This is a genomic window from Sulfurimonas sp., from assembly GCF_041583195.1.
Classification (GTDB): Bacteria; Campylobacterota; Campylobacteria; order Campylobacterales; family Sulfurimonadaceae; genus Sulfurimonas.
The window spans coordinates 26,430-51,723 of sequence record NZ_JBFHGL010000007.1; the positions used below are offsets into that span (position 1 = coordinate 26,430).

General features: G+C 33.4%; 26 protein-coding genes. 13 read left to right on the top strand and 13 right to left on the bottom strand.

Annotated elements, in window-relative coordinates; all coding sequences use genetic code 11:
• Positions 1–6 precede the first annotated feature (6 nt).
• The gene (locus ABZA65_RS07625) at positions 7–954 is read left to right on the top strand and encodes a 6-phosphofructokinase (RefSeq protein ID WP_373072307.1); all 948 of its coding nucleotides are present in this window, start codon (positions 7–9) and stop codon (positions 952–954) included.
• On the opposite strand, the gene ABZA65_RS07630 is transcribed toward ABZA65_RS07625, so the two are convergent.
• From ABZA65_RS07630 to ABZA65_RS07640, 3 genes are read right to left on the bottom strand one after another with little or no spacing between them, the layout of a single operon-like run.
• On the bottom strand, positions 951–2,891 hold the full coding sequence (locus tag ABZA65_RS07630; protein ID WP_373072309.1) for an EAL domain-containing protein: 1,941 nt from the start codon (positions 2,889–2,891) through the stop codon (positions 951–953). The two genes, ABZA65_RS07625 and ABZA65_RS07630, sit on opposite strands and share 4 nt — an antisense overlap.
• Before the next feature lie 29 nt (positions 2,892–2,920).
• A complete protein-coding gene (locus ABZA65_RS07635) occupies positions 2,921–4,375 on the bottom strand; it encodes a DUF3373 family protein (protein WP_373072311.1) in 1,455 nt (484 codons plus the stop codon).
• A gap of 1 nt (position 4,376) precedes the next feature.
• Positions 4,377–4,604 (bottom strand): hypothetical protein, encoded by a 228-nt coding sequence (locus tag ABZA65_RS07640; protein WP_373072313.1) that lies wholly within the window; start codon positions 4,602–4,604, stop codon positions 4,377–4,379.
• Positions 4,605–4,808: 204 nt separating this feature from the next.
• On the opposite strand from ABZA65_RS07640, the gene ABZA65_RS07645 reads away from it, so the two are divergent.
• On the top strand, positions 4,809–5,141 hold the full coding sequence (locus ABZA65_RS07645) for a hypothetical protein (protein ID WP_373072315.1): 333 nt from the start codon (positions 4,809–4,811) through the stop codon (positions 5,139–5,141).
• 5 nt (positions 5,142–5,146) lie between these two features.
• Here the strand turns inward: ABZA65_RS07645 and purL are convergent, their stop codons facing one another.
• The 3 genes from purL to ABZA65_RS07660 all read right to left on the bottom strand — a co-directional run bounded on the left by purL (position 5,147) and on the right by ABZA65_RS07660 (position 8,291).
• Complete coding sequence (purL, locus tag ABZA65_RS07650) at positions 5,147–7,363, bottom strand: phosphoribosylformylglycinamidine synthase subunit PurL (protein ID WP_373072317.1); 2,217 nt, start codon at positions 7,361–7,363, stop codon at positions 5,147–5,149.
• 74 nt (positions 7,364–7,437) lie between these two features.
• Complete coding sequence (gene greA, locus ABZA65_RS07655) at positions 7,438–7,962, bottom strand: transcription elongation factor GreA (protein WP_373072524.1); 525 nt, start codon at positions 7,960–7,962, stop codon at positions 7,438–7,440.
• Positions 7,959–8,291 carry a hypothetical protein gene (locus tag ABZA65_RS07660; RefSeq protein ID WP_373072319.1) on the bottom strand — a complete coding sequence of 111 codons (333 nt, stop codon included), beginning with the start codon at positions 8,289–8,291 and terminating at the stop codon, positions 7,959–7,961. The genes greA and ABZA65_RS07660 overlap by 4 nt, the downstream gene beginning before the upstream one ends.
• A gap of 120 nt (positions 8,292–8,411) precedes the next feature.
• Here ABZA65_RS07660 and ABZA65_RS07665 point away from each other — a divergent pair, with 120 nt between their 5' ends.
• The 3 genes from ABZA65_RS07665 to holA are packed head-to-tail and all read left to right on the top strand — an operon-like array spanning position 8,412 to position 12,110.
• A complete protein-coding gene (locus ABZA65_RS07665) occupies positions 8,412–9,215 on the top strand; it encodes an HDOD domain-containing protein (RefSeq protein WP_373072321.1) in 804 nt (267 codons plus the stop codon).
• A gap of 5 nt (positions 9,216–9,220) precedes the next feature.
• The gene (locus tag ABZA65_RS07670) at positions 9,221–11,152 is read left to right on the top strand and encodes a VacB/RNase II family 3'-5' exoribonuclease (RefSeq protein WP_373072323.1); all 1,932 of its coding nucleotides are present in this window, start codon (positions 9,221–9,223) and stop codon (positions 11,150–11,152) included.
• Positions 11,145–12,110: a DNA polymerase III subunit delta gene (gene holA, locus ABZA65_RS07675; RefSeq protein WP_373072325.1), complete on the top strand. Its 966-nt coding sequence runs from the start codon at positions 11,145–11,147 to the stop codon at positions 12,108–12,110. Before ABZA65_RS07670 ends, holA begins: the two co-directional genes overlap by 8 nt.
• 128 nt (positions 12,111–12,238) lie before the next feature.
• Here the strand turns inward: holA and ilvC are convergent, their stop codons facing one another.
• Entirely contained in the window at positions 12,239–13,261 is a 1,023-nt protein-coding gene (gene ilvC, locus ABZA65_RS07680; protein ID WP_373072328.1) for a ketol-acid reductoisomerase, read from the bottom strand.
• Between the two features lie 140 nt (positions 13,262–13,401).
• Here ilvC and ABZA65_RS07685 point away from each other — a divergent pair, with 140 nt between their 5' ends.
• From ABZA65_RS07685 to ABZA65_RS07695, 3 genes are all read left to right on the top strand, one after another.
• Positions 13,402–14,046 (top strand): hypothetical protein, encoded by a 645-nt coding sequence (locus ABZA65_RS07685; RefSeq protein ID WP_373072330.1) that lies wholly within the window; start codon positions 13,402–13,404, stop codon positions 14,044–14,046.
• A complete protein-coding gene (locus ABZA65_RS07690; protein WP_373072332.1) occupies positions 14,046–14,771 on the top strand; it encodes a hypothetical protein in 726 nt (241 codons plus the stop codon). Before ABZA65_RS07685 ends, ABZA65_RS07690 begins: the two co-directional genes overlap by 1 nt.
• 219 nt (positions 14,772–14,990) lie before the next feature.
• A complete protein-coding gene (locus ABZA65_RS07695) occupies positions 14,991–16,388 on the top strand; it encodes an MBL fold metallo-hydrolase RNA specificity domain-containing protein (protein WP_373072334.1) in 1,398 nt (465 codons plus the stop codon).
• Between the two features lie 69 nt (positions 16,389–16,457).
• Here ABZA65_RS07695 and ABZA65_RS07700 read toward each other — a convergent pair whose 3' ends face one another.
• The 6 genes from ABZA65_RS07700 to glmS all read right to left on the bottom strand — a co-directional run bounded on the left by ABZA65_RS07700 (position 16,458) and on the right by glmS (position 22,154).
• Complete coding sequence (locus ABZA65_RS07700; RefSeq protein ID WP_373072336.1) at positions 16,458–16,889, bottom strand: hypothetical protein; 432 nt, start codon at positions 16,887–16,889, stop codon at positions 16,458–16,460.
• Between the two features lie 45 nt (positions 16,890–16,934).
• The gene (locus ABZA65_RS07705; protein WP_373072338.1) at positions 16,935–17,375 is read right to left on the bottom strand and encodes an Hsp20/alpha crystallin family protein; all 441 of its coding nucleotides are present in this window, start codon (positions 17,373–17,375) and stop codon (positions 16,935–16,937) included.
• Positions 17,376–17,626: 251 nt separating this feature from the next.
• Entirely contained in the window at positions 17,627–19,198 is a 1,572-nt protein-coding gene (locus ABZA65_RS07710) for an AMP-binding protein (RefSeq protein WP_373072340.1), read from the bottom strand.
• 3 nt (positions 19,199–19,201) lie between these two features.
• Positions 19,202–20,383 (bottom strand): glutamate mutase L, encoded by a 1,182-nt coding sequence (locus ABZA65_RS07715; protein ID WP_373072342.1) that lies wholly within the window; start codon positions 20,381–20,383, stop codon positions 19,202–19,204.
• Entirely contained in the window at positions 20,380–21,744 is a 1,365-nt protein-coding gene (locus ABZA65_RS07720; protein WP_373072344.1) for a methylaspartate mutase, read from the bottom strand. Before ABZA65_RS07720 ends, ABZA65_RS07715 begins: the two co-directional genes overlap by 4 nt.
• Complete coding sequence (gene glmS, locus ABZA65_RS07725; RefSeq protein ID WP_373072346.1) at positions 21,741–22,154, bottom strand: methylaspartate mutase subunit S; 414 nt, start codon at positions 22,152–22,154, stop codon at positions 21,741–21,743. The genes ABZA65_RS07720 and glmS overlap by 4 nt, the downstream gene beginning before the upstream one ends.
• A 194-nt stretch (positions 22,155–22,348) precedes the next feature.
• On the opposite strand from glmS, the gene ABZA65_RS07730 reads away from it, so the two are divergent.
• From ABZA65_RS07730 to ABZA65_RS07750, 5 genes are all read left to right on the top strand, one after another.
• A complete protein-coding gene (locus ABZA65_RS07730) occupies positions 22,349–22,669 on the top strand; it encodes a hypothetical protein (RefSeq protein ID WP_373072348.1) in 321 nt (106 codons plus the stop codon).
• Positions 22,670–22,728: 59 nt separating this feature from the next.
• Positions 22,729–23,400, top strand: a complete 672-nt coding sequence (locus tag ABZA65_RS07735) for a response regulator transcription factor (protein WP_373072350.1) — start codon at positions 22,729–22,731, stop codon at positions 23,398–23,400.
• Complete coding sequence (locus ABZA65_RS07740) at positions 23,357–24,547, top strand: sensor histidine kinase (RefSeq protein WP_373072352.1); 1,191 nt, start codon at positions 23,357–23,359, stop codon at positions 24,545–24,547. Before ABZA65_RS07735 ends, ABZA65_RS07740 begins: the two co-directional genes overlap by 44 nt.
• Positions 24,548–24,616: 69 nt before the next feature.
• On the top strand, positions 24,617–24,922 hold the full coding sequence (locus ABZA65_RS07745) for a cytochrome c (RefSeq protein ID WP_373072354.1): 306 nt from the start codon (positions 24,617–24,619) through the stop codon (positions 24,920–24,922).
• A gap of 13 nt (positions 24,923–24,935) precedes the next feature.
• Positions 24,936–25,253, top strand: coding sequence for a cytochrome C (locus tag ABZA65_RS07750; protein WP_373072356.1), 318 nt, complete (start codon positions 24,936–24,938; stop codon positions 25,251–25,253).
• Positions 25,254–25,294: the final 41 nt, after the last annotated feature.

The window sequence follows — 25,294 nt, forward strand, 5'->3', positions numbered from 1 at the left end:
AAAAAAATGAAAAATATTGCTATTATGTGTTCTGGTGGTGATGTGTCCGGTATGAACCCCGCACTTAAACATTTTGTTGAATACGCTAAAAAAAATAACCTTATACCTTATTTTGTAAATAAAGGCTATGAGGGTCTTATAGATAACGATATATATGAAGCTACATATAAAGACGTAGCTGGAATTATTACTCGTGGCGGTACAAAGATAGGTAGTTCTAGAAGTAAAAGGTTTTTAGACTACAAATATCGTGAGATCGCTAAAAATAATTTAGATGCGCTAAATATAGATTCTATAGTTGTACTTGGCGGGGATGGCTCATTCCGCGGACTACACCAATTTTACAAAGATTTTGGTGTTAGATTTTCAGGTATACCATCAACTATCGATAATGATATTCACGGGACTGATTATTGTCTAGGTGTTGATACTGCACTAAATATTATAAAAACTTCAATCGATGCTATACGTGATACAGCTTCAAGTTTTAGACGTGCTTTTGTTGTTGAAACTATGGGTAGAGACTGTGGATATCTGGCAATGATAACAGCACTTACTAGTGGGGCTGAGATGTGTTTGATACCAGAGATAGAGTATAACCTTGATGACTATGAAGCAAAGTTCAAAGAGGATGTAAAAAATGGAAGGGATTATTTTTTAGCTATTGTGGCTGAAGGGATAAAAGAAGATTCATCTGAAATATCAAAATGGTTTGAAGAAAAAATAGGAATGGAATCTCGCGTATCTGTACTAGGACACATACAACGCGGAGGAAACCCTAGTATATATGACAGACTTATGGCTTATAAATTTGTAAACCAAGCGGTTGATGCTTTACTTAACGGTAGAGATGAGAGCATAGTATGCTATACACAAAAAGGTTTTGAGTACAAAAGTATAGATGAAGTTACAAAACCTTACAAGCTTGATACTAGCCTGTTAAATACTCTCTAAAAACAATATTTAGAGATATCTTCAGGTCTACCTACATAAAAACCTTGAGCATAATCAACATTAAGCTTTCTAACTGTATCTAAAATCTCTTTTGAAGATACAAACTCGGCTATAGTTTTTACGTTTAGTTTTTGTGCTAGACCTACTATAGTCTCCACCATTATCTGCGAGTGCTTATCTCTGTCGATATTTGAAATCAGCGATGAATCAATTTTAATATAATCGATCGGAAGATTTAAAATATGGGTGAAGTTTGAATAACCTGATCCAAAATCATCAAGAGCTATTTTAATGCCGTATGTTCTTATTTTACTACAGAATTTATATACGACATCATAGTCATTAAATTCTTCTGTTTCAAGTATCTCTATAGTGATCAGCTCGTTATAGTTAAATTGATCTAACATCTCATAAATTGTATTTTTTGTTCTTTCATTTTCAATATCGACTATTGATATATTTATGGAACACGGCACTTTATATTTTTTAATCGTATTTAGAGTATTCTCAAAAACTTTTTTGGTAAGTTTATAATAGACTTTATTTTGTTTGGCTACTTCTATAAAAGTATGCGGAGGTACAATCTCATCACCATTTTTGATTCTAACTAAAGACTCGTACTTAGTTTCAAGGTTAGGATTCTGAATAGGTGATATAGGCTGAAAGTATGAGATAACATCATCGTTTTCAAATGCCTTCATAAGCAGGTTTTTACACTCAATATCATCTTTATGTTTTTGTTCTATTTCCTGAGTTTCACTAAATACAGCTAAATGCTGATTTTTAACTTTTGCATCTTTTAGAGCCATGTCAGCAAATGCGAGCATCTTTTTATCTCCATAAAAAGAAACACCTGCACTCATAACAAAAGAATGTTTATGCTCATCTATATCAAAAACGTTCTTTTTGTAAATATTTAAAAAGTGATTTATTGAGTGTAAGAACCTATCTTTATCAATAGATAGATTTTCCTGAACTACTATGGCAAACTCATCACCACTAATATGATATATACTGGCCTCTTCAATATCTAGATAGTTTTCTATAAACTTTGCACTCTTTTGAAGTGCTAAATTCCCCATCTCCTCACCATATACATCGTTAAACTTCTGAAACTTGTCAATATTTAGTAAGGCCATCATTGAAAAATTATATATCTGAAAGTCTTCTAAAAGTTTATTTCTATTTGGAAGTCCACTTAAAAAGTGTGTATATACTTTTTGATAAAGTTCATTTGTTTTTTTAGTTATCTCATTCTCTAAATTTTCATTATATTTTAAAAGTTGAGCTTGAAGATTTTTTTGTTTTTCTTCAGCTTCAAAAGAGCGTTTTAATTCTTTTTTTAGATTGTTTTGAAGTGAATTCAACTTAAGCATTGAAAATATAACTATCAAAACAGTTATTAAAAAAGAACCTATTACAGTCATCTGGTTTAATATATTTGATTCTCTTAATTCAACTATAGTTTCTTGTAAGATTGTTATTATGATCTTTTCAACTTCATTTACATCACCGGCAAAACCTTTTGTCACCTCGTTATAACCGATAACTGCATCCTCAAGATCTTCATTAAATTCACTATGTAAGGACTCAATTACACTATCTTCAACACTTTGGTATGCTATAAGACGTTTTTTCAACGTCAATAATTTTTCATCCAAAAGCGTTTTTAATCTTTCATCTTCACTTACAATTTCATATATATCATCTATTATTCTTCTAAACTGAGCATGATTTTTTTTAGGTGCATCACCAAGTAAAATACTCTGTAGTAAATTTGACTGTTTCTCTTCTATGCTCAAATTAAGTTTTTGAATATTTTTTGAAAGAGTCAGGTACTTGTTTTCAACCTCCGATATTATCTCTGTATTCTCATCTATGTTTTTTACAGAAAATGCTAGTGAAACAAAAAGCAGTATAAAACTGCCAATTAACAATAGATATATTTTACTTTTTAATTCTAACACTAGAACTCAGCTTTTATAGAAAGGTAAGATATCTTTTGTTTACCGTCTTTTTTCACAGGTTCACCAAAATGCCATCCACTTCCAGTGTAATCTTCATTGCTGTACATATATCCTAATTTCACATACATATCTTTATGGAAATTATATATAGCATATCCCTCACTAACATCACCTCTAATTGCTAGTTTGTTGTACATATCTTCTGCGCCCTGAGTTGCACTGAACCAATATTTACTACCGTGATTATATTCTGCACCGAAACTAAAATCACTGTTAAAATCGTATTTCATACCTACATAAACGGAGTGTCCTGATGTATCTATCATCGGACCTTTTGCATAACTTGCCATAGAAAAACCAGGGTCATTTGGATCATCTTGTATACCATCATTATTTGCATCTACTATTTGGTAATCATCAATCTTTCCATTTGCATTAGGGTTTGAGATTGCTGAGTGAGCAAAAAAAGTCAGCCTGTCATCCAATAAGTTTCTTATATCTATACCAAGACCGTAAGTAAAAATATCTCCCAAATCACTTGCATCATCAGAATTAACATCAGGTCCAAGGTATGGATGAGCTTTAAAATCACCCAAGTAGTTTACACCAAAAGATAGTAAACTATCACCACCGAACAGTTTAAACTCTGTATCAAAGTATGTTCCCAGAACATTTGCATTATCTATATTTTCACGATTACATTGATATGGATAAAATTCAGCTTTTAGAGTATATGCTTTTGCGGCAATAAATCTTAAAAAATTTCCTTCTCCAAGTTTTTGAGTACCTATCAAACCATATGTATTCATATCAAATACCAGTGCTGGGAACATAGATTTTCTCTCATTGTTTAAAGCAAAGTTCATAGGAGTTCCACCAGTTGTCGGAAGTACACCGAAACTAAAAGTAAAAGCGTAATCTGAACCTATATTTGGTGTATAGTCAACATATGCACGGTCTACATCAAAAGCACTAGATGCTGATACAGATTTAATATCACGAGACAATATACATAGTCTTTGGTTTGACTGTGTTGATGTTGTAAATATAAACCTTCCGTTGAACTTAGTATATTTGTCTATATTTCCAATCATATTTAGTTTAAACTTTACAGCTACTGCAGGATCAAAATCTTTACTAAATTGATCTCTTCTTTGATGAACTCCATCAGGATATAAAGCTTGTGTATTTTCACCCTCTATTTGACCAAGTTCATAATCCATTTTATCCATGCGAACTTCAAGTTCAGGTAAAAAGTCTACCTTGTCTAATAAACTTTGTGTTTCACTCGCTTCAATAATTGGTATATATTCATTTAAATCAGCTTTATTATCGTTTGATAATTTTTTTAACTCTCTAACTTCCGCTTCTAAAAGTTCTAGTTTTTTCTCAAGATCAGATGATCCGTATGAAAGTGTTACCATTAGTGCTAATAAAAATATCTTTTTTGTCATTTCATAGTCCTGGTACAACAGGTTGCTTTGAATCTGCTGAGTGTTTTATAAGATAGTTTTTTAACTGAATAAGTTTAACTTCATCAAGATTATCCAGCTTGTACCTCTTAAGCCTTCTCTCACTAGAAAAGATTCTTTCCCACTGTATAGAGGCTTTTGTTCCCGCATATAGGTTTAATTTTTTTGCTAAATCTGCCGTATCACTTTCAGCCGATAACATAGTTGACATTAGTAAAATTAATGTTATATAAATAATTTTATTCTTCATAAGGGCATTATGTTACAAAAGTATTATTAAATTAATGCTTAATTTTGCATCAATTATTAATAAAGTATTAATAGTTATACTACTTATATTAGTTTATATTTTTTAAAGTTTGACAACTGTGTGATACATCACTATAATTTCGCCATGAATTTACTTGATAAGACAATGAATCACCAAAGACCTATAGCCATAAGTGTCCTAGCCATATTTATGTTGCTTGGTTTTTTTATGAGTTTAAGAAGTTTGGCTGAAACTATTGATAGCCAAAATGTAATAGTATGGTATTACTATTTTTCAATTGTTATTACGTTATTAACATTAATAACTGCAGTCGGTCTACTTATGATGAAAAAGTTTGCCGTGTATCTATATATTTTTTATATACCTATATCTTTATATACACAGTACTATGTAAGCGGAGTTTTTGATGTTTACGGGATCGGTTTTGCAATGTTTTTTATTGCAATAATGTTAAGGTATATTAAGCAAATGGATTAAGAGGACTAAATGTCTCTCTCAATCACTCTTTTAAATGTATTGAAGTAGTTATCTTTAAGATCTTCTATACTCATTGACACATCGTTTATACGTACAGTATTTCCACCTGTAGTACCTATTTTTTCACAAGCCATCGACTCATCAAGCATAGCTTCAAAAGCATCAACGTTTTCAGGTTTAACTTCTATAATTGCACGGCTCATTGACTCAGCAAAGATATCACGCTCATCTTCTACGCTCATCTCTACATCACAACCCATACCTGAAGTTGCACACATCTTAGCAAGTGCAATAGCCACACCACCACTAGATGCATCTTTAGCACACTCTAGTAGATGTTTTTTATTTGATTCAATTACTAAATCCCAAAGAGCTAACTCTTTTGTATAGTCTATCTCCGGAAGTTTACCTGCAACAGTTCCGCAGATCTCTTTCATATAAAGTGACCCACCAAACTCTGACTTGCTTTTACCAACTAAATAAAGTGCATTACCTTGCGCCTGGAAGCTAGACATAAGTACGTTGTTTTGATCATCATTAACACCAACAGTAGCAATAGATGGTGTCGGGAATACAGATACACCATTTGTTTCATTGTATAGTGAAACGTTACCACCAATTACAGGAGTGTTAAGTTCAGCACAAGCTTCTTTAATACCTTCACAAGCTTGACCAAACTGCCACATAACTTCAGGGTTCTCAGGGTTACCGAAGTTAAGACAATCTGTAATAGCTAAAGGTCTTGCACCACTCATCGCAACATTACGACCAGCTTCAATAGTTGCAGCAGCTCCACCGCCTTTAGGATCGATGAAACAATAACGAACGTTACAGTCAGAACTCATAGCTAACGCTTTACCGTTTTCTTTTACACGGATTACAGATGCATCAAGCATACCGCCTTTTTTTACAGTATTTGTTTGTACCATTGAGTCATATTGCTCATATATCCATGATTTATCAACAACTTCCATAGACTTAGTCAGTTTCTCAAACGCTTCTTGATTTGAAACTTTGTCAAAATCATCAATTGTTACGTTTGCAATTTCGTCTAAATATGCAGGCTTGCTCATTGGACGATTTAATACAGGAGCCTCTTCACTAACAGGATCAACAGGTACCTCAGCTACTTTTTCACCGTGCCAGAAAAGTTCCATATTACCAGTATCTGTAACTTCACCGATTGTAGCAGCATCAAGATCCCATTTTTCAAAAATATCTATAACTTTTTGCTCTGATCCTTTCTTAACACATACAAGCATACGCTCTTGTGATTCACTAAGCATGAAGTCATAAGGGACCATACCCTCTTCACGAGCAGGAACTTTGTCAAGGTGCATGATCATACCGCTACCTGAACGTCCTGCCATCTCAAAAGATGAAGATGTAAGACCAGCTGCACCCATATCTTGAATACCAACAACATAATCAGTTTTGAAAAGCTCTAAACAAGCTTCAAGTAGAAGTTTTTCAGTAAACGGATCCCCTACCTGAACAGTTGGACGAAGTGATTTTGACTCTTCTGTGAATGAGTCAGAAGACATTACAGCACCACCAAGACCATCACGTCCTGTTTTAGCACCTACGTACATTACAGAGTTTCCTATACCATCAGCACGACCATAGAAAATCTCATCACTCTTTGCAATACCAAGATTAAATGCATTTACAAGAATGTTACCGTTATAACACTCATCAAAACTTACTTCACCACCGATAGTTGGTACACCCATACAGTTACCATATCCACCGATACCCTCAGTTACACCACGTACCAAATAACGTTGATGTGCAGAAGTTTTATCATCGTTTAGAACATTACCAAAACGAAGTGCATTTAAACTCGCGACTGGACGTGCACCCATTGTAAATACGTCACGCATAATCCCACCAACACCTGTAGCAGCACCTTGATAAGGTTCAATAAAACTCGGGTGATTGTGTGATTCCATCTTGAATACGGCTGCATATCCGCCACCGATATCGATTACACCTGCATTTTCACCAGGACCTTGAATAACCCATGGTGCTTTAGTAGGAAAGCCTTTTAAGTGAACTGTTGAACTTTTATAAGAACAGTGTTCACTCCACATAGCTGAGAAGATACCAAGCTCTACAAGGTTAGGCTCACGACCTAAAATCTCTTTAATATGCTTGTAATCATCTTGGCTTAACTTATGATTTGCTAATTGTGTGTCTATATCTGGTAATTGTTGGCTCACTTAGGAATCCTAAAATTTGGTTTTTAAAAGCGGATTATATCTAAATTGAAATAAATTAAAAATTAGGGTTGATTTTAGTGGAAAGTGAAGTCGATTTCATCTCTAATATTTTTCTTCAATGAGAAGATATTTTCATAAAAAATCTCTTCAACTTCATAAACCTTTACAGAATTTGGAAGTTTTACTTTAAACTCATCACCCTCTTCTTTACCTATCATTGCACGTGCTAATGGTGAGTGAATAGAGATTAAACCGTTTTCGGGCTCAGCTTCTAAAACTCCGCAAATTGTATAGATCTCTTCTTCATCAGTATCTATATTTGTAAGTTTTACACTTGAGCCAAATCTTATTTTTATATGAGGTGCTAATGAGGGGTCTATAATTTGAGATTTTTCTATCATAGAATTTAGATAAAAAAGTCTCTTATCTATAAAACGAAGTTTCTCTTTCGCAGCGTGGTATTCGGCATTTTCACTTCTGTCACCCTGATCTGCAGCTACTTTTTTTTCATGTGCAACTTTAGGTTTATGAACCTCTAACAAAAATTTAAACTCTTTTGTTAAAAGGTCATATCCTTCTATACTTATAGGCTCTTTTATTTTTCAAATCCTAAAATATAATATGTGTCTTTGTTTTGAATTTTATTTATTTTAACTTTAAATTTTTCACTAAAATGTTTGATTTTCTCATGAGCTTCCTGTGCCAATTCATCAGAACCTGCTTCAACTTTTATTTTGAAATAATCTTCCGAATTTGACATAGCTACAAATGAGCCGTCAACTTTTAAATGATCGTGCAAATCCATTATGTGTTTTTGTATCTTATCATAGCCGTTAGTATTTTGTTCAATTCTTTGTAATTGATTTATCAAGGCTTCATTTGGAACATAGCCTAATTGTTTTAGCATTGCATCTCTTTGTAGTTGCATTTCTAACCTTTAAATATATTTTTGACTAAAAATCATAACAATTTTTTGTAAATATTCAGAATGAATTTATTTGCATATACTATAATTACAGTATATATCTCAAACTATACAGAGGCTTAGATGACTGAAGAAATTCTAAAAAAAATAAAACAACTGCCGCCGCTTCCAGAGTCTGCATTGCAGATAGAGGCAGTTTATCAGGATCCTAATTCTAGCTTTAACGATATGGTTAAAATTCTAGAAAAAGATCCATTGCTAACAGCAGACATCCTAAAAGCAGCAAACTCTCCGCTTTACGGATTCAGCCGTGAGATCAATGCTATTAGTCAGGCTGTAGGACTTTTTGGAATGGGTACTGTTCGCGGTTTTGCACTAGCAAGTATCATTAAAAAAAGTTTCCCTCTGGACTTATCTGCTTATGGCATAACTAATGATATGTTTTCAGAATTATCAAAAAGACAACATGCACTTGTAACTGCTTGGTGTATGAGAAAAGAAAACAAACTTATGGGAATTCTTTCACCGGCTGCGTTTTTAGTAGAGATCGGGAAGGTTATTATAGCTCAGCAGATTATGGCTGAAAACAAGCAAATTGAATTCAGAGATGCTCTAAAAGAGCTTCAAGATGTTGAAAAAGCTGAGGAAAAAGTGGTTGGAGTAACTACGCCTGAAGTTAGTTCTATGATCTTTAAACTATGGAAATTTGAAGACGGTTTAGTGGATGTTATAGGAAACTGTAAAAACCCTGCAGAAGCTGAAGACGAAGATAAAAAAGCAGCTCAGATACTACAAGTTGTTCGTACAGCTATTCAACTAAACGGTGTGGCTACAGAAGAAAGCATTGCGGCAGCAAAAGAGCTAGTTAAAACTTACTCTCTAGATATGGCAAGTTTTGAAACTGCTCTTGAAAGTGCTGTGGCGTAAATAAATTGAAATCCCTACTTATAAGACTCACTCACGGTTTGAGTGAGTTAGATATCACAGAAGACGAAATCGAAATTGTTGAAGACTTATTTAACAAAAAATACCTAACAAAAAAAGATAAAAAATATAAATTTCATTCAAAATACCGTGCGGGGACAATTGAGCTTGCACAAGGCAGCAGTGCATACCTAACCGTAATAGGTGAACAAACTCACGATCTTTTTATCGAAGATACTATGAATGCCAGAGAGGGTGATTTGGTAATTGCCCAAAGGCTTCTTGGAAAACGTGGAAAACCAAGCGGTAAAATTATCGAAATTCTTGGTCGTGCAGAGAGTTATTCTGTAGGATATATCATTGAAAAAGATTCAAGAAAATCGTTAGTTGATCTAAAAACAGAACATCCATCAGGAGTTGAGTTAACTCAAGAAGAGTTAAATGCTTATGAAGTTGGTGAAGTGTTTAAGATCAATAACCAAGACGGCACAATTATGGAGTCTCTTGGTAATATAAATGACCCTCTTGTTGATGAGAAAATAGTTCTTGCACAGTTTAACAAACACGATGAGTTTGATGAAGAGGTGCTCAAAATTGCCAAATCTTTTGAGGAAGTAAACGCAGATTACTATCCGGACAGAAAAGACTTAAGAGATCTTAGTTTTTGTACAATAGATCCTGTAACTGCAAAAGATTTCGATGATGCAATATACTGGGACGATAAAAACACGACTCTTTATGTAGCTATTGCGGATGTAAGTGAGTACGTTAAACCATTCGGTGCACTTGACAATGAAGCTATATACAGAAGTTTTTCTATCTATCTTCCACATAGATCTATTCCGATGCTTCCTCGTCAACTTAGTGAGACACTATGTTCACTTCAACCGCATATTGACAGACTCTCTTATGTGTTTGAGATGAAACTTGATTTAGCAAGTTTAGAAGTTGTAAAGTCTGACGTATATGAAGCTATTATTCACTCAGACAGACGTTTTAACTATGAAGAGGTTGATGCATTTTTAGAGGGTAAACTAGAAGCTCAAAATGAAAAAGAGAAAGAGATTTTTGCCTGGCTTTTAAAACTTCGTGATGTAACAGATGCACTAAAAGAGGAGCGTTTAAAATATGGTTACGACTTCCGCTCAACTGAAGTTGAGATGGCTATCGATGAAAAAGGTGCCATAGTATCAACTCATCATGCAGAAGAAACACCTTCACATGCACTTATAGAGGACTGTATGCTTTTAGCAAATAAAGCTGCCGCAGCTATGTTTGATCGTGGTATTTTTCGTATACACGAATCTCCAAGCCAGTCAAAACTTCAAAAGCTTTACCAAGAGTTAGCAGGTGTTGGAATATTTGTAGAGGTTAAAGAGGGTACGAAAGATACAATTGAAGGCATACGTGATCAAGCGAAAATAATGGGTCTTGAAGCTGAAGTAGACACTCTAATCATACGCTCACAAATGCAGGCAAAATATTCACCTCTAAATGTAGGTCACTTTGGACTAGGATTTGATGCTTATACACACTTCACTTCACCAATTAGAAGATATTCAGACTTGATAGTTCACAGACTACTAAAAGCGATAAAGCGTGGAGATACTGAAGAAGGTTCATACGTTCTTAGAAACATAGAATCTCTTGCTGTGACGATCTCTCAGAAGGAACGTGAGGCAAGTACCATAGAGATAGACTTTATGGACAGAAAATATGCTCGCTGGGCAGATGAGAGAATTGGGCAGGTTTTTAAAGCACGTATAAGTGGAACTGATCCTGAACTAAAAGCAGATCTTCACGATGATATAGTTGGTGCAAAACTTCTTATAACTTCAAGTGAAAACGTTCCTTTATTTAGTGACGTAAAAGTTAAAATAGACAAAGTTGACATAGCAAAAGCAAAAATCTATGTCTCCATTGTGAGTGAAGATGTATAAAGCCGAGTTTGATAAACATATACAAAACAACTCATTATCAAATAACTTTATACTCTTTGGAGAGAGTGATTTTTTAATAGATCACTATACAAAGACACTCTCAAATATTGAAGATGCATCTGTTTTAAAATATTACCATGATGAGTACGACTTTAACTCTGCAAAAGCACACCTTTCACAAGCCTCACTATTTGGAGACAGAAACGTTTTAATAATAAAAAGCGATAAGAAAGTACCAAAAAAAGATCTTGAGAGTCTTATAGATTTTTGTGAAAAAAATCCGGACAATGTTTTTATATATGCTTATACAGGTGATGATCATAAAACATATACAAAAGCATTTGCAAAAAAAAGCACTATGGCTGTTAGGTTTTTTAATCCAAAGCATGGTGAAGCTATAAATATAATCGCCCAGATTGCACAAGCAAAAAATATAAATATTGACAACTATTCGATCTCACATCTGCTGAACCTACACAACTCAAATATATCTTTAGCCGTAAATGAGTTGGATAAGTTTGCAGTATTTGAGACAAATATTACAACAAAGGATATTGATTCGCTTGTTTACGGACTTGGTGCTGTAAATATTGATGAGCTTATTAAAAAACTTATAAACAAAAAAGAGTTTAAAGATGATCTTAAAAACCTTACAGAACACGGTGAGGATGAGATTTGGATATTAACTCAGATCACTTCATATATTACACAACTATATATGTTTAATATATACATACGTATGTACGGTGCTCCAAATGCATTAGACATTTTAGGCTACCCTGCCCCTGCTTTTGTAGTTAAAGAAAAAGCTGAACTATCTCTGCGTTTTAAACCGCAAACTTATTATAAGATACATGAACTATTACTAGATACAGAACTTAAAATGAAAAGTGCAAAAGGGGTTGATAAAAGTTCAATCTTACTCTCCACTCTTATAAGAATGCAGAAACTACTTTAATACTACATATAGCAATAGTAAAAATTAAATTTTTTGATTGAAAGTATTTGAATGTTGTGTTAGGGGAGCTTAAATTAAGCAATTAACTAAGCACATCATCTAAAGATGAGTGCTTAAAATTAAAAAGATTAATTTTTGTCTTGGTCAACTATTTTATTAGCTGCAATCCAAGGCATCATTTCACGTAACTTGTTACCAGTTTTAGTGATTAGTTTATCTTGGTCGTTTTTACGCTCAGCGTTCATACGAGGATAACCAGCTTGACCTTCTAAGATGAAGTCTTTTGCAAATCTACCATCTTGGATCTCAGTTAAGATATCACGCATAGCTTGTTTTGACTCAGCATTGATAACACGTTTACCAGAAACATAATCACCATACTCAGCAGTGTTAGAGATTGAGTATCTCATATCAGCGATACCACCCTCGAACATTAAATCAACGATTAGTTTAAGTTCGTGTAGACACTCAAAGTATGCTAACTCTGGAGCGTAACCAGCTTCAGTTAATGTTTCGAATCCAGCTTGAACTAAAGATGCAGCACCACCACATAATACAGCTTGCTCACCGAATAAGTCAGTTTCAGTCTCATCTTTGAAAGTAGTCTCAATAATTGCAGTTCTACCACCACCGATAGCTGATGCATATGAAAGAGCTAACTCTTTAGTGTTACCTGATGGGTTTTGACCAACAGCGATTAAATCTGGAATACCACCACCACGTACAAATTCAGAACGTACAGTGTGACCTGGTGCTTTTGGAGCGATCATAGTAACATTGATGTCAGCTCTTGGAGCGATACGACCATAGTGGATGTTAAAACCATGACCAAAAGCGATAGTAGCACCCTCTTTTAAGTTTGGCTCAATTTCGTTTTTGTAGATTTCAGCTTGGTTTTCATCTGGTAAAAGAATCATAACAACATCTGAACATGCAGATGCTTCAGCGATAGTAAGTACTTCAAAGTTTTTAGCTTCAGCTTTAGCCCAAGAAGAACCACCTTTTCTTAAACCAATACATACTTCAACACCTGAGTCTCTTAAGTTTTCAGCGTGAGCGTGTCCTTGAGAACCAAAACCTATCATTGCAACTTTTTTGCTTCTGATTAGGTCTAAGCTAGTATCTTTGTCATAGTAAACATTTAATGCCATTTTTTTTCCTTAATGTTGTTTCATAATATATGAAATATTATTTTGAGCTTAACTGCCCAGAAAATTTGTGGCATTATACTCAAAATAAGCAAAAAGTTTTATAATACCTGGAAAAATAATTCCAATACTTAAGGAAAATCATGAAAAAATTTAATCTTTTTAACGAAATAATAGTGGCAAACAAAACAAACCTACTTAATGCAATAAACTCAAACAAACCTTTTAGTATAGATATAGAAGGTAATATAAACTTCGAGCCATTTGACGAAAGAGCCGTTATATTTAAAGGTACTTTAGACAAACAGAGTACAAATCCTTTAAATCCTAGTGCCCCTCTGTCATTAGACAGTATGTTTGGAAGCGGATATCAAATAGTTGAAGATGGTGATAGAGCGCTTATAAAAGCCTTTTCAAACTGGCAAAGCATTATAGGTTTTAATGCAGACAATGCTTCTTATGATGACACAACGGCTGATGGTGTAGCAGAGTTTTCAAATAAAGATCTTGAAGAGATCGGCTGGCATGCTACGGAGTTTGATATTAACTACCGTACACTGGTTGAAGTTTTAGAAAATGAATGTGATGGTATACTTTTATGTATAGAGCAAGAGGAACCTTACCAATTCAGCGGTCTCGGGTTTTTAAGCGACAATGATCATGCAAAAACAGTTATGTACAACTACTGCCAAAATGAAGTTAAAAAACTGATGGCTGAGGATGAGCATTTTGCAAAAGAAAATCTTGAGGACGACGAGTTAGAAGCTGCCGAATTTTTTGGACAATAATGACAGATATAAAAATTGAACATAAATTTCGCGGAAAAATAGAACTGCCTGACAATTCAGAGGCCAAAAATATATTTTTCCGTGTAAAACAGGCGTACGCAAACCATGAAAATATGGGCGTACATCTACTGTTTAACAAACACAAACTAAAAAGTCTCCAGACTTACCAAAAAGGCGGTGCGGAGACTGAACTTGAAAACTTAGACTTTTATATAGAGCTTGGTGAAATACTAGGCTTTAAAACAACTGATGCACAAAAACTTAAAAACTCGATTTTACTGACAAACGACAATGCACATTCAAACTTTAATATCAAAAAACGTCTAAAACTTATAAACAAAGATCAAAAAACACCTGCAAATAAATCACATCTTTTTTGGGATATTGAAAACTTCTCATCTATCTCATCAATATTTACGGACATCATAGAACCATATAACATAAGAGATAAAAACATCTATCTTGCAGCAAATCCTGACTCGCTTTATCTAAAAAAAGCGGAGTGGGAAGCCAACCTTTACGACTATGGTAAAACACTGGGTTCATTTAACTTTATAAAGTGTGAACATGGTAAAAATGTAGCAGATGATGTACTTCTAAACGAATTTAAAAAACTGAATACTAAAAATACAAATGTGTTTATACTCACTTTTGACAGAGAGCTAAAGGAAAGATTTACTGAGGAAGCAGATGAAAGCTGCAACCTCTATATTATGGATAAATGACTTAAGAAGTAATCTGTTCTTTGTTACTCAAGTCTTTAAGCTTTAGTGGAATTTAGTGTTTTTACTTTTTGAACACTTTTTTGAATATATAAATTTCCTAGTTACTATTTTATTCCATAAACTAGAGGTTCTTAATATGCTCTAAAGTACATAATATATTGATACTTATATGAAATAAATATGTTATCATAATTTCAAAATTCATTTTAAGGATTTATTATGGTTTCTGTAACATCATATGGTGCAGCACAAACTGTTACCGGATCTTGTCATTTGTTAAAAATAGGCTCTATTAAAATATTGGTAGACTGTGGAATGTTCCAGGGTGACGGACAAAGTTTGAGAAACTATGAAGATTTCGAATTTGATGTTTCTAATATCGATTTTCTTATCGTTACACATGCACATCTAGATCATATTGGAAGAGTGCCAAAACTAATAAAAGATGGTTTTAAAGGAAAGATTATATCTACAAAACCAACTAAAGACATTATGAATATAATGCTTATGGATAGTGCTAAGATACTAAAAGAAGAGTACAAAACATTAAGACGAAAAGCAAAACGTATAGGTGACGAACAAAGGATTAGAGAACCTCTGTATACAGAAGAACATGTTAAAGATGTGTTTTTAAGAAGTTGGAAAACATTAGAGTACTTTGAAAAATATAAACTTCATCAAAACATAGAAATCACATTTGGCAATGCCGGACATATTATGGGAAGTTCTTTTGTTATGATTGATTATAAAAATGATAAAGCAAAAAAACGCTTAGTATTTTCAGGTGATATTGGAAGTAAACACAGACTTATCCTTGACCCTTTAGATAATATCGAAGAGACTGATGCTTTATTTATAGAAACAACCTATGGAGACAGGGCACACAGAAATATCAAAGATAGTATCGAAGAATTCAAACACACCGTAGTATCAACACTTAAAAGAGATGGGAATGTTCTTATACCATCATTTGCTTTGGAACGTACTCAAGAGATATTATGGATTCTACATAAGATGTTTGAGGAAAATGAACTCCCTAAATGTCGTGTGTTTTTAGACAGTCCTTTAGCCACAAAAGCAACTAAGCTTTACAAAAAATATCCTATAAATCTTAGTGATGAAGTAGAATATGATGCTTTAAACGATGAAAATCCGTTCTCATTCGCTTCTTTGGAGATAACTTCTACAAAAGAGGAATCACGCCTCATTAACAAAGTAAAAAGAAGAACGATCATAATTGCCGGAAGCGGTATGTGCAACGGTGGGCGTATTATGCATCACTTAAAACATCGCTTGTGGAACAAACTCAATAGTGTTATCTTTGTAGGCTATCAAGTACCTGGAACCCTAGGGCGTAGTATTATTGACGGTGATGAATATGTCAAAATTTATGGTGAAGATATTGTAGTAAAAGCTGACATAAAAACAATAAATGGATTTTCTGCTCATGCTGATCAAGAAGATCTAATAAATTGGATTAGTAATTTCAAAAAGCTGAAAAATCTATATCTTATACATGGAGAGAGTGATAAAATGAAAATATTCAGTGAGGTAGTTAAAAATAAACTAGATATTAAACCAAAGATAATGGAGTATGGCATTCGTGTAGATTTATAGAAAGGAAGCTTATATTATACTGACAGGAGTTCCTGTCAGATATTAAATAATAAGTCGGTCAGTTATACCTTACAACTTTAGTAATGTTTCAGATGGAATACTTTTTCTAAGTATTTTTTTTACATCGTAATCAAGCATAGATATCAATTGATAGATGCTATTCTTTGGGAATGCTAAGACCCAAGCTGATGGATTTTCAGCATTAATAATCATCTTTATATCATCTGCAATATATTTTAAGCTCTTTTCCTCTTTTCCAAGTAGTAAATTATGTTGTTTGTTTGTAAAACCTATATTATTACTAAACTCTTCAAGTTTACTCTTATATGCAGTCATATAATTTATATCTTTTATAAGTTCAAAATCAACAGAGAGTTCTTCACGTTTTAATGTATTGACTCTTGTTTTCTTTTTACTGTATATCCATAATTTTGAAACAACTCTATAAACTTTTAAGCTCTCTAAATCAGCTGCGATTACAATAGTGTTATCTAAATTCATATTAATTCACTTCTTGCTTGAGATTAATTAAGAATTATCTAACAACTATTTAACCTTTATTTCCTTCTTATGAAGTATTTTTGGGCTTTTTGGAATAACAATTTCTAAAACTCCATCTTCAGCTGAAGCCGTAATACTTTCTGTATCTATACTGTCTGGAAGAGTGAACGATCTTTGGAACTTTCCAAAAGATGTCTCTATTTTATAATAATCTTCCTCTTTAACTTCACTTTTTAAAGTTCGTTCGCCTGATATTGTTAATACGTTGTCTTTGATATCAACTTTTATATCATCTTTTTTTACACCTGGAAGATCTACATCTATGTGATAGGCAAATTCACCTTCACGTGTATTCATAGCAGGAGTAAAACCTGCAATAGAGTATTCATGAGCAATATCGAATTTTGGATATGCGTTTGATAGGTGGTGAAACCTTTTATTAAGATCTCTCAACTCTTGGTAAGGATTATATTTAGTAAGCAACATTTTAAGCCCCTTATGCAAAATTTACAGAAACCTAATAAATACAACAGAAACAGACTTATCAAAGTTTCCGAGGAAAAAATTTTATATCAAAAAATCTTAAAGATTAATTATAATAAAAATTTATATTAATGCAGAGTTATAACTAAGTATAATTAAGCTGTATTTTTTGTATTATAAATATCATATATTCCAAATATAGTAGATTTAGGAACTAGAGCATTTATAAACTTAGTTCCTAATATCTCATTTGGTTAAGAAGTAGTAAGCTCTCTTTTTAGCTCTTCCACATTTACTTTATTTTTATCGCTTTGAACAAGTGGCAGAGATTTTTTATATATGATCTTACCTGGTATCATGTATGAAGCTAAATGGTTTTTAAGCTCAAACAGCATCTCTTTTTGAGCTATCTCGCTTTTAGCAGAGTAAACAAGTACGATCTCTTCTTCGATCTCTTCATTTGGGATCGAGAAAACAACGCACTGATCTATAAGCGGGAAGTTCTTTTTAACAACAGATTCAACTTCAAGAGGTGATACTCTAAAACCTCTTGTTTTGATCATATCATCACGGCGAGATACAAAGTAAAAATAATCCTCTTCATCTTTATACACATAGTCTCCTGAAGCTACAACTATCTCATCTGTAAGTTGCCCTTCTAAGTTTACTACATCTTTTAAGATCTGGATTGATTTGAATCTTTGTTCATTTTCTTTTGGAGCATTCCAAAAGCCTTTATAGATATAACCACCTCTATGTATAAGTTCACCTACTTCGCGAGGTGCACACTCACGTCCTTCTTCATTTATAACGTAAAGCTCAACATCAGGGATAGCTTTGCCGATCGAGTCTGGTCTGATCTCTATCTGGCTTGGATCAAGGTAAGTTGAACGGAATGCTTCTGTAAGACCGTGCATAGAGTAAAATTTTGCATTTACAAATGTTTTCTTACAATCAGCGATCATCTTCTTAGTTACGTTTCCACCTGAAGACGTGATAGTTTTTAAATTCTCTAAAAGTTCACTGCTTGGTGTTCTTCCCATATCTTCATCAAAAATCTGTGTAATGTTGATTGGCATTAGAGGTAAAACTGTAACTTTATCATCTATGATGTGGTTGAAAAAATCATCCGGAAGAATAAAGCGGTGAAGTGCCAATGTTGCACGTCTGTAAAGACTGCAGAAGATCTGATTTAATCCATAATCAAGATTAAAGATCAGAAGCCCGCTGATCACGTCATCTTCAGTAATATTTAGGTATTTTGTAACAACACGAGCCGAGTCGATTAGGTTTCTGTGTGAAAGAACTATACCTTTTGGAGTACCAGTAAGACCAAACGAATAAGTGATCACCGCATTGTCATGTCCGTTTATCTCACAAGAGTATGGTTTGTTATAGTATTTGTAGATCTCATCAAACGACGGTATATCACTTGAAGTTGTCTCGTAAGACACTATATGACCATCAAAATTTATCTCTTCTATATTTTCTAACTTTAACTTGTCAGTTATGATACATTTGATATCACAATCGTTTATTATGTACTCAACCTGTTCAGGCTTAAGCAACTTAGTAAGCGGAACTAAAACATAGTCAGTTGAAAGTATGGCAAGTATAGCTATAACCTGCTCAATTCCTTTGTTTGAGTAGATCCCTATGCGTGAATCTTTTGGCAGATCTAATTCACTTAGGTAATAAGCTACATGATTAACTTTAGTAAAAAGCTCAGAGTAACTAAGACTTTTATCTTTGTGAATTAAAGCAGTTTTGTCCGCATGTGTACGAGCAGAATCTTCTATAAGTGTTCTTATACAGTTAATCGACATTACTTATCCTTTGTTTGCCAGTGTCCAAATTTTGTAATTTTTATCCATTACAACAGTCGGATTATGATCTGAATTTAAAATCTTTTTGTAAAAAAATGAGATAATGTCAGCTACCTCATCATCATTTAATACTTTAGTGATACCGCCTGTTAAAACTATTGAATTTATAGCAAGAAGTTTTAGGTTTACATATGCTTGTTTATAGTGGCTCATTTTAGTAAGTACCAAGAAAAGAGCAAGCTGCATAAGCACTTTCAGCGCTTTCTCACTAGATTCTTCAAAGATGTTTTCAGTAACTTTGAGGTGAGTTAGAAGCTCATATGTAAATTCGTTGTTTTGAGCTGCAAATATCAAAGACTCTTTTGACTTGTAAACACCAAGCTTTTTAAATACAAGTCTGTCGTATTCATTCTCAGTCACTATGTTCTCATCTACAAGATCTTTTGAGTAGTGAATATCAGTTGTAGCCCCACCGATATCTATTAGAATAAATGGATCTACAACTGAGAAGTTTGCATCTATTAATGGCAGAGTTTTATTCACTATGTACGGTGTAGAATAGATCTGATTTGTAGTTATGTCATAAAGAGATTTAATGTCCTCTTTACCCTCAATATCAGCTTGGTAAAGGTTTGTCAAATACTCTTTTAAATTCTCTTCAATAATATGTAGTTTGTTATCTATGATATTTGGAAGAACAACAAGATGTTCTATGTTTTTTGCAAGCTCTTCAGCTTCAAGCTCACTTCCAACATAAACAATGTTTGAATATTTTAGATTTTCCAAGTAGTTATATAAAGGCTTGCCAAATATACCACCCTTAGAGTTTATACCGCCTACAACTATAACTACATCTATCAGATCACTAGGAAGCGAATAGTCTTCTATGTTTTGATAAAGAATAGTCTCAATGATATTGATCCCTGAGTTAAAAGCGATGTTCTTCGCATACTTTAGAGAATAAGACTCTGTAAGACCGATGATTAGCGTGCTTAAACCACCGTTTGCAGATGAACAGATATATACGTCATCTTTATCAAAACTATTTATTGTATCACCGCATTTATACATAAGATCATCATGTATATCTTTGTTAAAATCACGAAAGTGCTGTTCTATGTTAGTTGGAGTTGCAACTTTAAAGTTTGTACTTCCTATATCTATTAAAAGTTTATTTTGACTCATTGCATAATCCCTATATCGTGGATAATATCATTAACTATACTTGTTGTGTCTTTTGTAAGATCACATTTTGATTTTTCATACTCAAAACATCTATCAGGAATAGGCACATTTCCTCTTTTTATTATACGGATATTTTTGTTTGCATCGCGAATAGTTATCATCTCGTTGTGGTTGATGATGTGCGGTGAAAAAGGCACGTCAATAGTTCCGTTTTTAATAGAGTTAAATACTTTTCTCCAAAGAGTATCAGCAGGATCATTAAACACAGCTTCCATAATAGCTTCAACTTCTAAAGTTAGAATCTCTTCTTCTTCCTCATCTACTATATTTGGAAGACCGTTTAAAATTCCTAAAGTATACTGAGTATTTGCAACTGTTTTTGCATTTGCTTCTTTTGTCGGAATACCAGAAGCTTCTTCACGAGTTTTAGTAATTATTTTATCTGCTCCAACCATAGATGCAATAACCGTCGACATATTGATCAACTGCTCTGCAAAATCTTTGTTTGTAGGAAATGCCCCCATCCACTGGTGATACACTAAGTTGATTGTAGCATCACCGCAGTTGATTGACTCGGCATATTTTTTAGCCATCTTTCTTATAACATGCCCCATAACTATGTCTTGATTCATCGACCCTGTTTGAGAGAATGAAACAGAGAAAGATTTAACACCCTCTTCTAAAGACAGAAGCATCTCTAAAAGCTGGATAACGATCGTAATAGCAGGCGGAACAAGTGTAGCCGTTAGTGGTCCAAATGACTCACGGTTTATAGGCAGGTTTAATTTTGAATAGTTAGCACACACTTTTTCAACATACTTCCAGTAAAGAAAAGCCTTATCTAGAGGGAAGTTCTTTGAGTATGGTAAAAGGTACGTAATAGGTCCGCCCTCAATCTCAAAAATACCAGAAGCAATAGCAGTCTCGATCAGAAGTCTTGCATCAGGCGTACCGTGACGTAGACTTACCGGCTTGTTAAAATGAGTAACCATCTTTCTAGTTGTGCGGTAACCGTGATTTACAAGCGGATAACCGTTTAACATGTCAACTTCACTCTCTTCACTAAGGCGTAACATCTTTTTAGCTGTAGCATAGTCGTTAAGACGTGTGTTAGAGTCGATCGTTAGTGGAAGTACATCTACGTTCGCATTTACAAAAAACTCATTTAGGGCAAACTGTTTTTTGTATGTTGGGAATCCACCGCGCGGCTGAACCAGCATCTTTTTCTTTTGAGCAAAATGATGAGATATAAAAAGTTCTTTGTTTGCATTTTTTACAAACTCTTCAACCTCTGCAAAGTCAAAGTTGTCTACATGTTCGTTTGAGAGGATTATTTCACGTTCTTCTTGTAGTAAACTCATGATGCTTGTCTCTCTTTTATGAACTCTTCTAAAGTATCAAGTCCCGTATTTAAATCTACTTGGTGAAATACCAGATCAAAACCGTAGTTTTTATACTTTGGAACTATTACGTCTGCATCTGCAGTACCAACTACCAAGTTTCCACCAATCACCATTACAAGATCATCTAATGTTTTATACTTTGATTTTAGAAGTTTTACTTCACGTGCCCAACCCTCTGCCTCACCGTTAAGTGATGAGATCAGAAGTATATCTGCACCAGTTTCAACCGCTGCATCAAAAAACTCTTCAAGGTATGTGTTTACGCCTAAGTTAAACACCTCATAACCTCTCGCATCTAAAGACAGTTCTATAAGTCTGTTTGCAACGACATGGATGTCGTTTCCAACTACGCCTGTTACTACTTTCATCTATTATTTAGCCTATTTATAATTATTATTGCAAGGATACCAAAAATGTTGTAAAAATAAGGTTATGTACTTTCAAAAAAATTACTATAACAACTAAAATAAATATTTTTTGTTTTCTTTTATTTAGCTTATATAAAGTTAGCCTTTATATAATGTTTGTTGAATTAATAGTAATTATATAAAAGGATAAAAGAATGGAATGGTTTATTTGGATAGTTTTGGCTATAGTTATGTTCATTGCTTATGCAGTGTATGCAGACAAAAAGAAAAGAGAGCGATTAATAAATAAATATGGTGATCCAGAGATTGTAGAAAGTATTATGAATAATGAGGTTTGGCAAGGAGCCACTGAGGAGCATGTCATAGATTCTTTAGGTAAGCCACTTGATATAGACCAAAAAGTTTTAAAAACGAAAATAAAAGAAGTCTGGAAATATGAAGAAGTAGCAAAAAATAGGTATGCCTTGAAAGTTATCATAGAAAATGGAATTGTTGTTGGTTGGGATAAAAAATAAAGTTATACAAGTTATTAGATTCAATATTAAAGATTTATTTATTTCGCTACAATTAAAACATGAAAAAGAAACTCCTGCTGCTTGAAGACGATATAGCTTTAAATGAAACCGTTGTTGATTACTTTGAGAACTTAGATTATGAGATCATAAGTGTATACAATGGAAACGATGCACTAGATGCAATCTACGAAAATAACTTTGATCTTCTTCTTTTAGATGTAAATGTTCCAGACATCAACGGCTTTGAGATCTTAAAAAGCATACGCGAGCAAGACAATACAACTCCTGCTATTTTTATAACTTCACTTAACTCCATGAGTGATCTTGAGAGCGGGTATGACAGCGGTTGCGATGATTACATACGAAAACCTTTTGCACTTAAAGAGTTAAAACTAAGAGTTGAGAGTATTTTAAAAAGGGAATTTTTCCACAGTAGTGACACAAAAATAGAGATAGATCAAAACATCTACTACGACACCGCAAACGATATTTTAAATGTTGACAATCAAGATGTACAACTAAACAACAAAGATGCAAAACTTTTAAAACTATTTTTACAAAACAAAGATAAACTTGTAACTCACGAGACTATCTACGAGACGCTTTGGGAATACGGTGAAGATATAAGCGAGACAGCTCTTCGTACCTACATAAAAAACTTACGAAAACTCTTGGGAAAGGAAAAAATTGTCAGTATTAAAAAGCTTGGATATAGATTTACCACAAAGTGAAAAAAAGACACTTTTTAGATTTTTAGCTCTATATATTTTTCTTACCATTGTCATTTTAGGTATGAGCATATCACTATACTACAACCTTCAAAAAGAGCTGGCGAGCTCACAAAGAACGATCAAACTAAATGAGTATGCAAACAACTTCATCTCAATTTTGGAAGATCTAGGAGCAGATAAAACAGGACAAATAACTTACCCTAAAGATGAAATGTTCAAAACTTCTCTGTATGCGAATGACTACAAACTTATCTATTCCACATCAGCAGATCCAAAAAACTCTTTAACTGAGATCTCTTACACCAACAACAAGATCATACGCTACATTACAAATCCTGAGAAACATTATCTAAATACACAATATGTAGTTATTGAGATTATAGACGATAAAAAATGGCTAGATGCAACTGTAAGAAATATAATTATTTACAGCTCTATATTTTTTAGTATTATGATAGTGATCGGTTACTTTTTACTAAAACTTTTTCTAAAGCCTATGCGCGATGCACTTCATCTGCTAGATACTTTTATAAAAGACACTACACACGAGTTAAATACTCCAGTAAGTACGATCATGACAAACATTGAGCTGATCGACAAAAAGAGCATAAAAGACAACTACCTTTTAAAAATACTAAACCGCATAGAGATAGGTACTAAAACCGTGTCTAACATATATGACGATCTAAGTTTTTTAATTCTTAACAACAAAATAGTCTCAAAGAATCAAGATATAAATCTAAAACAACTAATAGAACAGAGAGTTGAATACTTCTTAATTTTAGCAAATATAAAAAAGATAGATATTCAAACAGAGCTAAGTCCAGAGGTGACATTAAACATAGATGAGAAAAAGATCTCAAAACTAATTGACAACATTCTCTCAAATGCTATTAAGTACAACAAAATAAGCGGATCTATTTTTATAACACTAAAGGATCATCAACTAACGATCAAAGATACGGGTCAAGGAATAAAGCAGGAAAATATTGATCTTATGTTTGATAGATATGCCAGATTTGATAATGTTGCAGGTGGATTTGGGATCGGTTTAAACATAGTTAAGATGATATGTGATGAATATAATCTAGATGTAAAAATAACTTCAGAAGTGGATAAATACACCCAAGTTTGTATAACCTGGTAAGTTTCACAATCATTTCACAATTATTTTTTATACTTCTCTTGTAACTAAAAAATACGGAGGGTTAAAAAGATGAAAACACTTAACAAAGTTTTATTAGGACTAGCACTAATAGGTTCAATGACAAGTTTAGCTGCAGACGGTGCAGATATTTACAAAAAATGTGCCGGATGTCACGGAGTAAATGCAGAGAAAAAAGCTCTTGGTAAATCTCAAGTGATTAAAGGTTGGGAAGCTTCAAAAGTTATTACGGCTTTAAAAGGTTATAAAGACGGAACTTACGGCGGAGCTATGAAAGGTCTAATGAAAGGTCAGGTAGCTGCATTAAATGACGCAGATATTGAAGCTGTAGCAAAATACATAGAATCTAAAAAATAATAAAGGATAAGTCATGAAAAATATTGCAAAAATAATATTAACAAGTGTTCTTTTACTTTCAGTTGGGACAACTGTAGTATCAGCTGATGTTGCAAAAGGTCAAAAGCTTTATCTTAAAAAGTTAAAAGGTGCATGTGGAATGAACGGCGCGAAAATGGCTGCTAAACATTCTCAAGCAGAGTGGGAAGATGTTAAAAGTAACTTAGCGGACGAGATTAAAAATATCTGTCCAAAAGTAAAAGATGGTGCTTTAAAAGAGAAATATCTTGAACACTATTTTGATTTCTTTTACGAGTATGCAAATGATAGCGGAAATGTTCCTTCTTGTTAGAAGGAATATTTGTAAAAAAGTTGTTATAATCTAAATATAAT

Excerpts from the sequence above, each read along its gene's own strand:
- holA (WP_373072325.1), top strand. The coding sequence starts at position 11,145 with ATGTATAAAGCCGAGTTTGATAAACATATACAAAACAACTCATTATCA.
- ilvC (WP_373072328.1), bottom strand. The coding sequence starts at position 13,261 with ATGGCATTAAATGTTTACTATGACAAAGATACTAGCTTAGACCTAATC.
- ABZA65_RS07710 (WP_373072340.1), bottom strand. The coding sequence starts at position 19,198 with ATGTCGATTAACTGTATAAGAACACTTATAGAAGATTCTGCTCGTACA.
- ABZA65_RS07635 (WP_373072311.1), bottom strand. The coding sequence starts at position 4,375 with ATGACAAAAAAGATATTTTTATTAGCACTAATGGTAACACTTTCATAC.
- ABZA65_RS07685 (WP_373072330.1), top strand. The coding sequence starts at position 13,402 with ATGAAAAAATTTAATCTTTTTAACGAAATAATAGTGGCAAACAAAACA.
- ABZA65_RS07695 (WP_373072334.1), top strand. The coding sequence starts at position 14,991 with ATGGTTTCTGTAACATCATATGGTGCAGCACAAACTGTTACCGGATCT.
- ABZA65_RS07750 (WP_373072356.1), top strand. The coding sequence starts at position 24,936 with ATGAAAAATATTGCAAAAATAATATTAACAAGTGTTCTTTTACTTTCA.
- ABZA65_RS07730 (WP_373072348.1), top strand. The coding sequence starts at position 22,349 with ATGGAATGGTTTATTTGGATAGTTTTGGCTATAGTTATGTTCATTGCT.
- ABZA65_RS07640 (WP_373072313.1), bottom strand. The coding sequence starts at position 4,604 with ATGTCAACTATGTTATCGGCTGAAAGTGATACGGCAGATTTAGCAAAA.
- ABZA65_RS07625 (WP_373072307.1), top strand. The coding sequence starts at position 7 with ATGAAAAATATTGCTATTATGTGTTCTGGTGGTGATGTGTCCGGTATG.
- ABZA65_RS07745 (WP_373072354.1), top strand. The coding sequence starts at position 24,617 with ATGAAAACACTTAACAAAGTTTTATTAGGACTAGCACTAATAGGTTCA.
- ABZA65_RS07690 (WP_373072332.1), top strand. The coding sequence starts at position 14,046 with ATGACAGATATAAAAATTGAACATAAATTTCGCGGAAAAATAGAACTG.
- ABZA65_RS07645 (WP_373072315.1), top strand. The coding sequence starts at position 4,809 with ATGAATCACCAAAGACCTATAGCCATAAGTGTCCTAGCCATATTTATG.
- ABZA65_RS07735 (WP_373072350.1), top strand. The coding sequence starts at position 22,729 with ATGAAAAAGAAACTCCTGCTGCTTGAAGACGATATAGCTTTAAATGAA.
- ABZA65_RS07660 (WP_373072319.1), bottom strand. The coding sequence starts at position 8,291 with ATGCAACTACAAAGAGATGCAATGCTAAAACAATTAGGCTATGTTCCA.
- ABZA65_RS07700 (WP_373072336.1), bottom strand. The coding sequence starts at position 16,889 with ATGAATTTAGATAACACTATTGTAATCGCAGCTGATTTAGAGAGCTTA.
- ABZA65_RS07715 (WP_373072342.1), bottom strand. The coding sequence starts at position 20,383 with ATGAGTCAAAATAAACTTTTAATAGATATAGGAAGTACAAACTTTAAA.
- ABZA65_RS07665 (WP_373072321.1), top strand. The coding sequence starts at position 8,412 with ATGACTGAAGAAATTCTAAAAAAAATAAAACAACTGCCGCCGCTTCCA.
- ABZA65_RS07720 (WP_373072344.1), bottom strand. The coding sequence starts at position 21,744 with ATGAGTTTACTACAAGAAGAACGTGAAATAATCCTCTCAAACGAACAT.
- ABZA65_RS07705 (WP_373072338.1), bottom strand. The coding sequence starts at position 17,375 with ATGTTGCTTACTAAATATAATCCTTACCAAGAGTTGAGAGATCTTAAT.
- glmS (WP_373072346.1), bottom strand. The coding sequence starts at position 22,154 with ATGAAAGTAGTAACAGGCGTAGTTGGAAACGACATCCATGTCGTTGCA.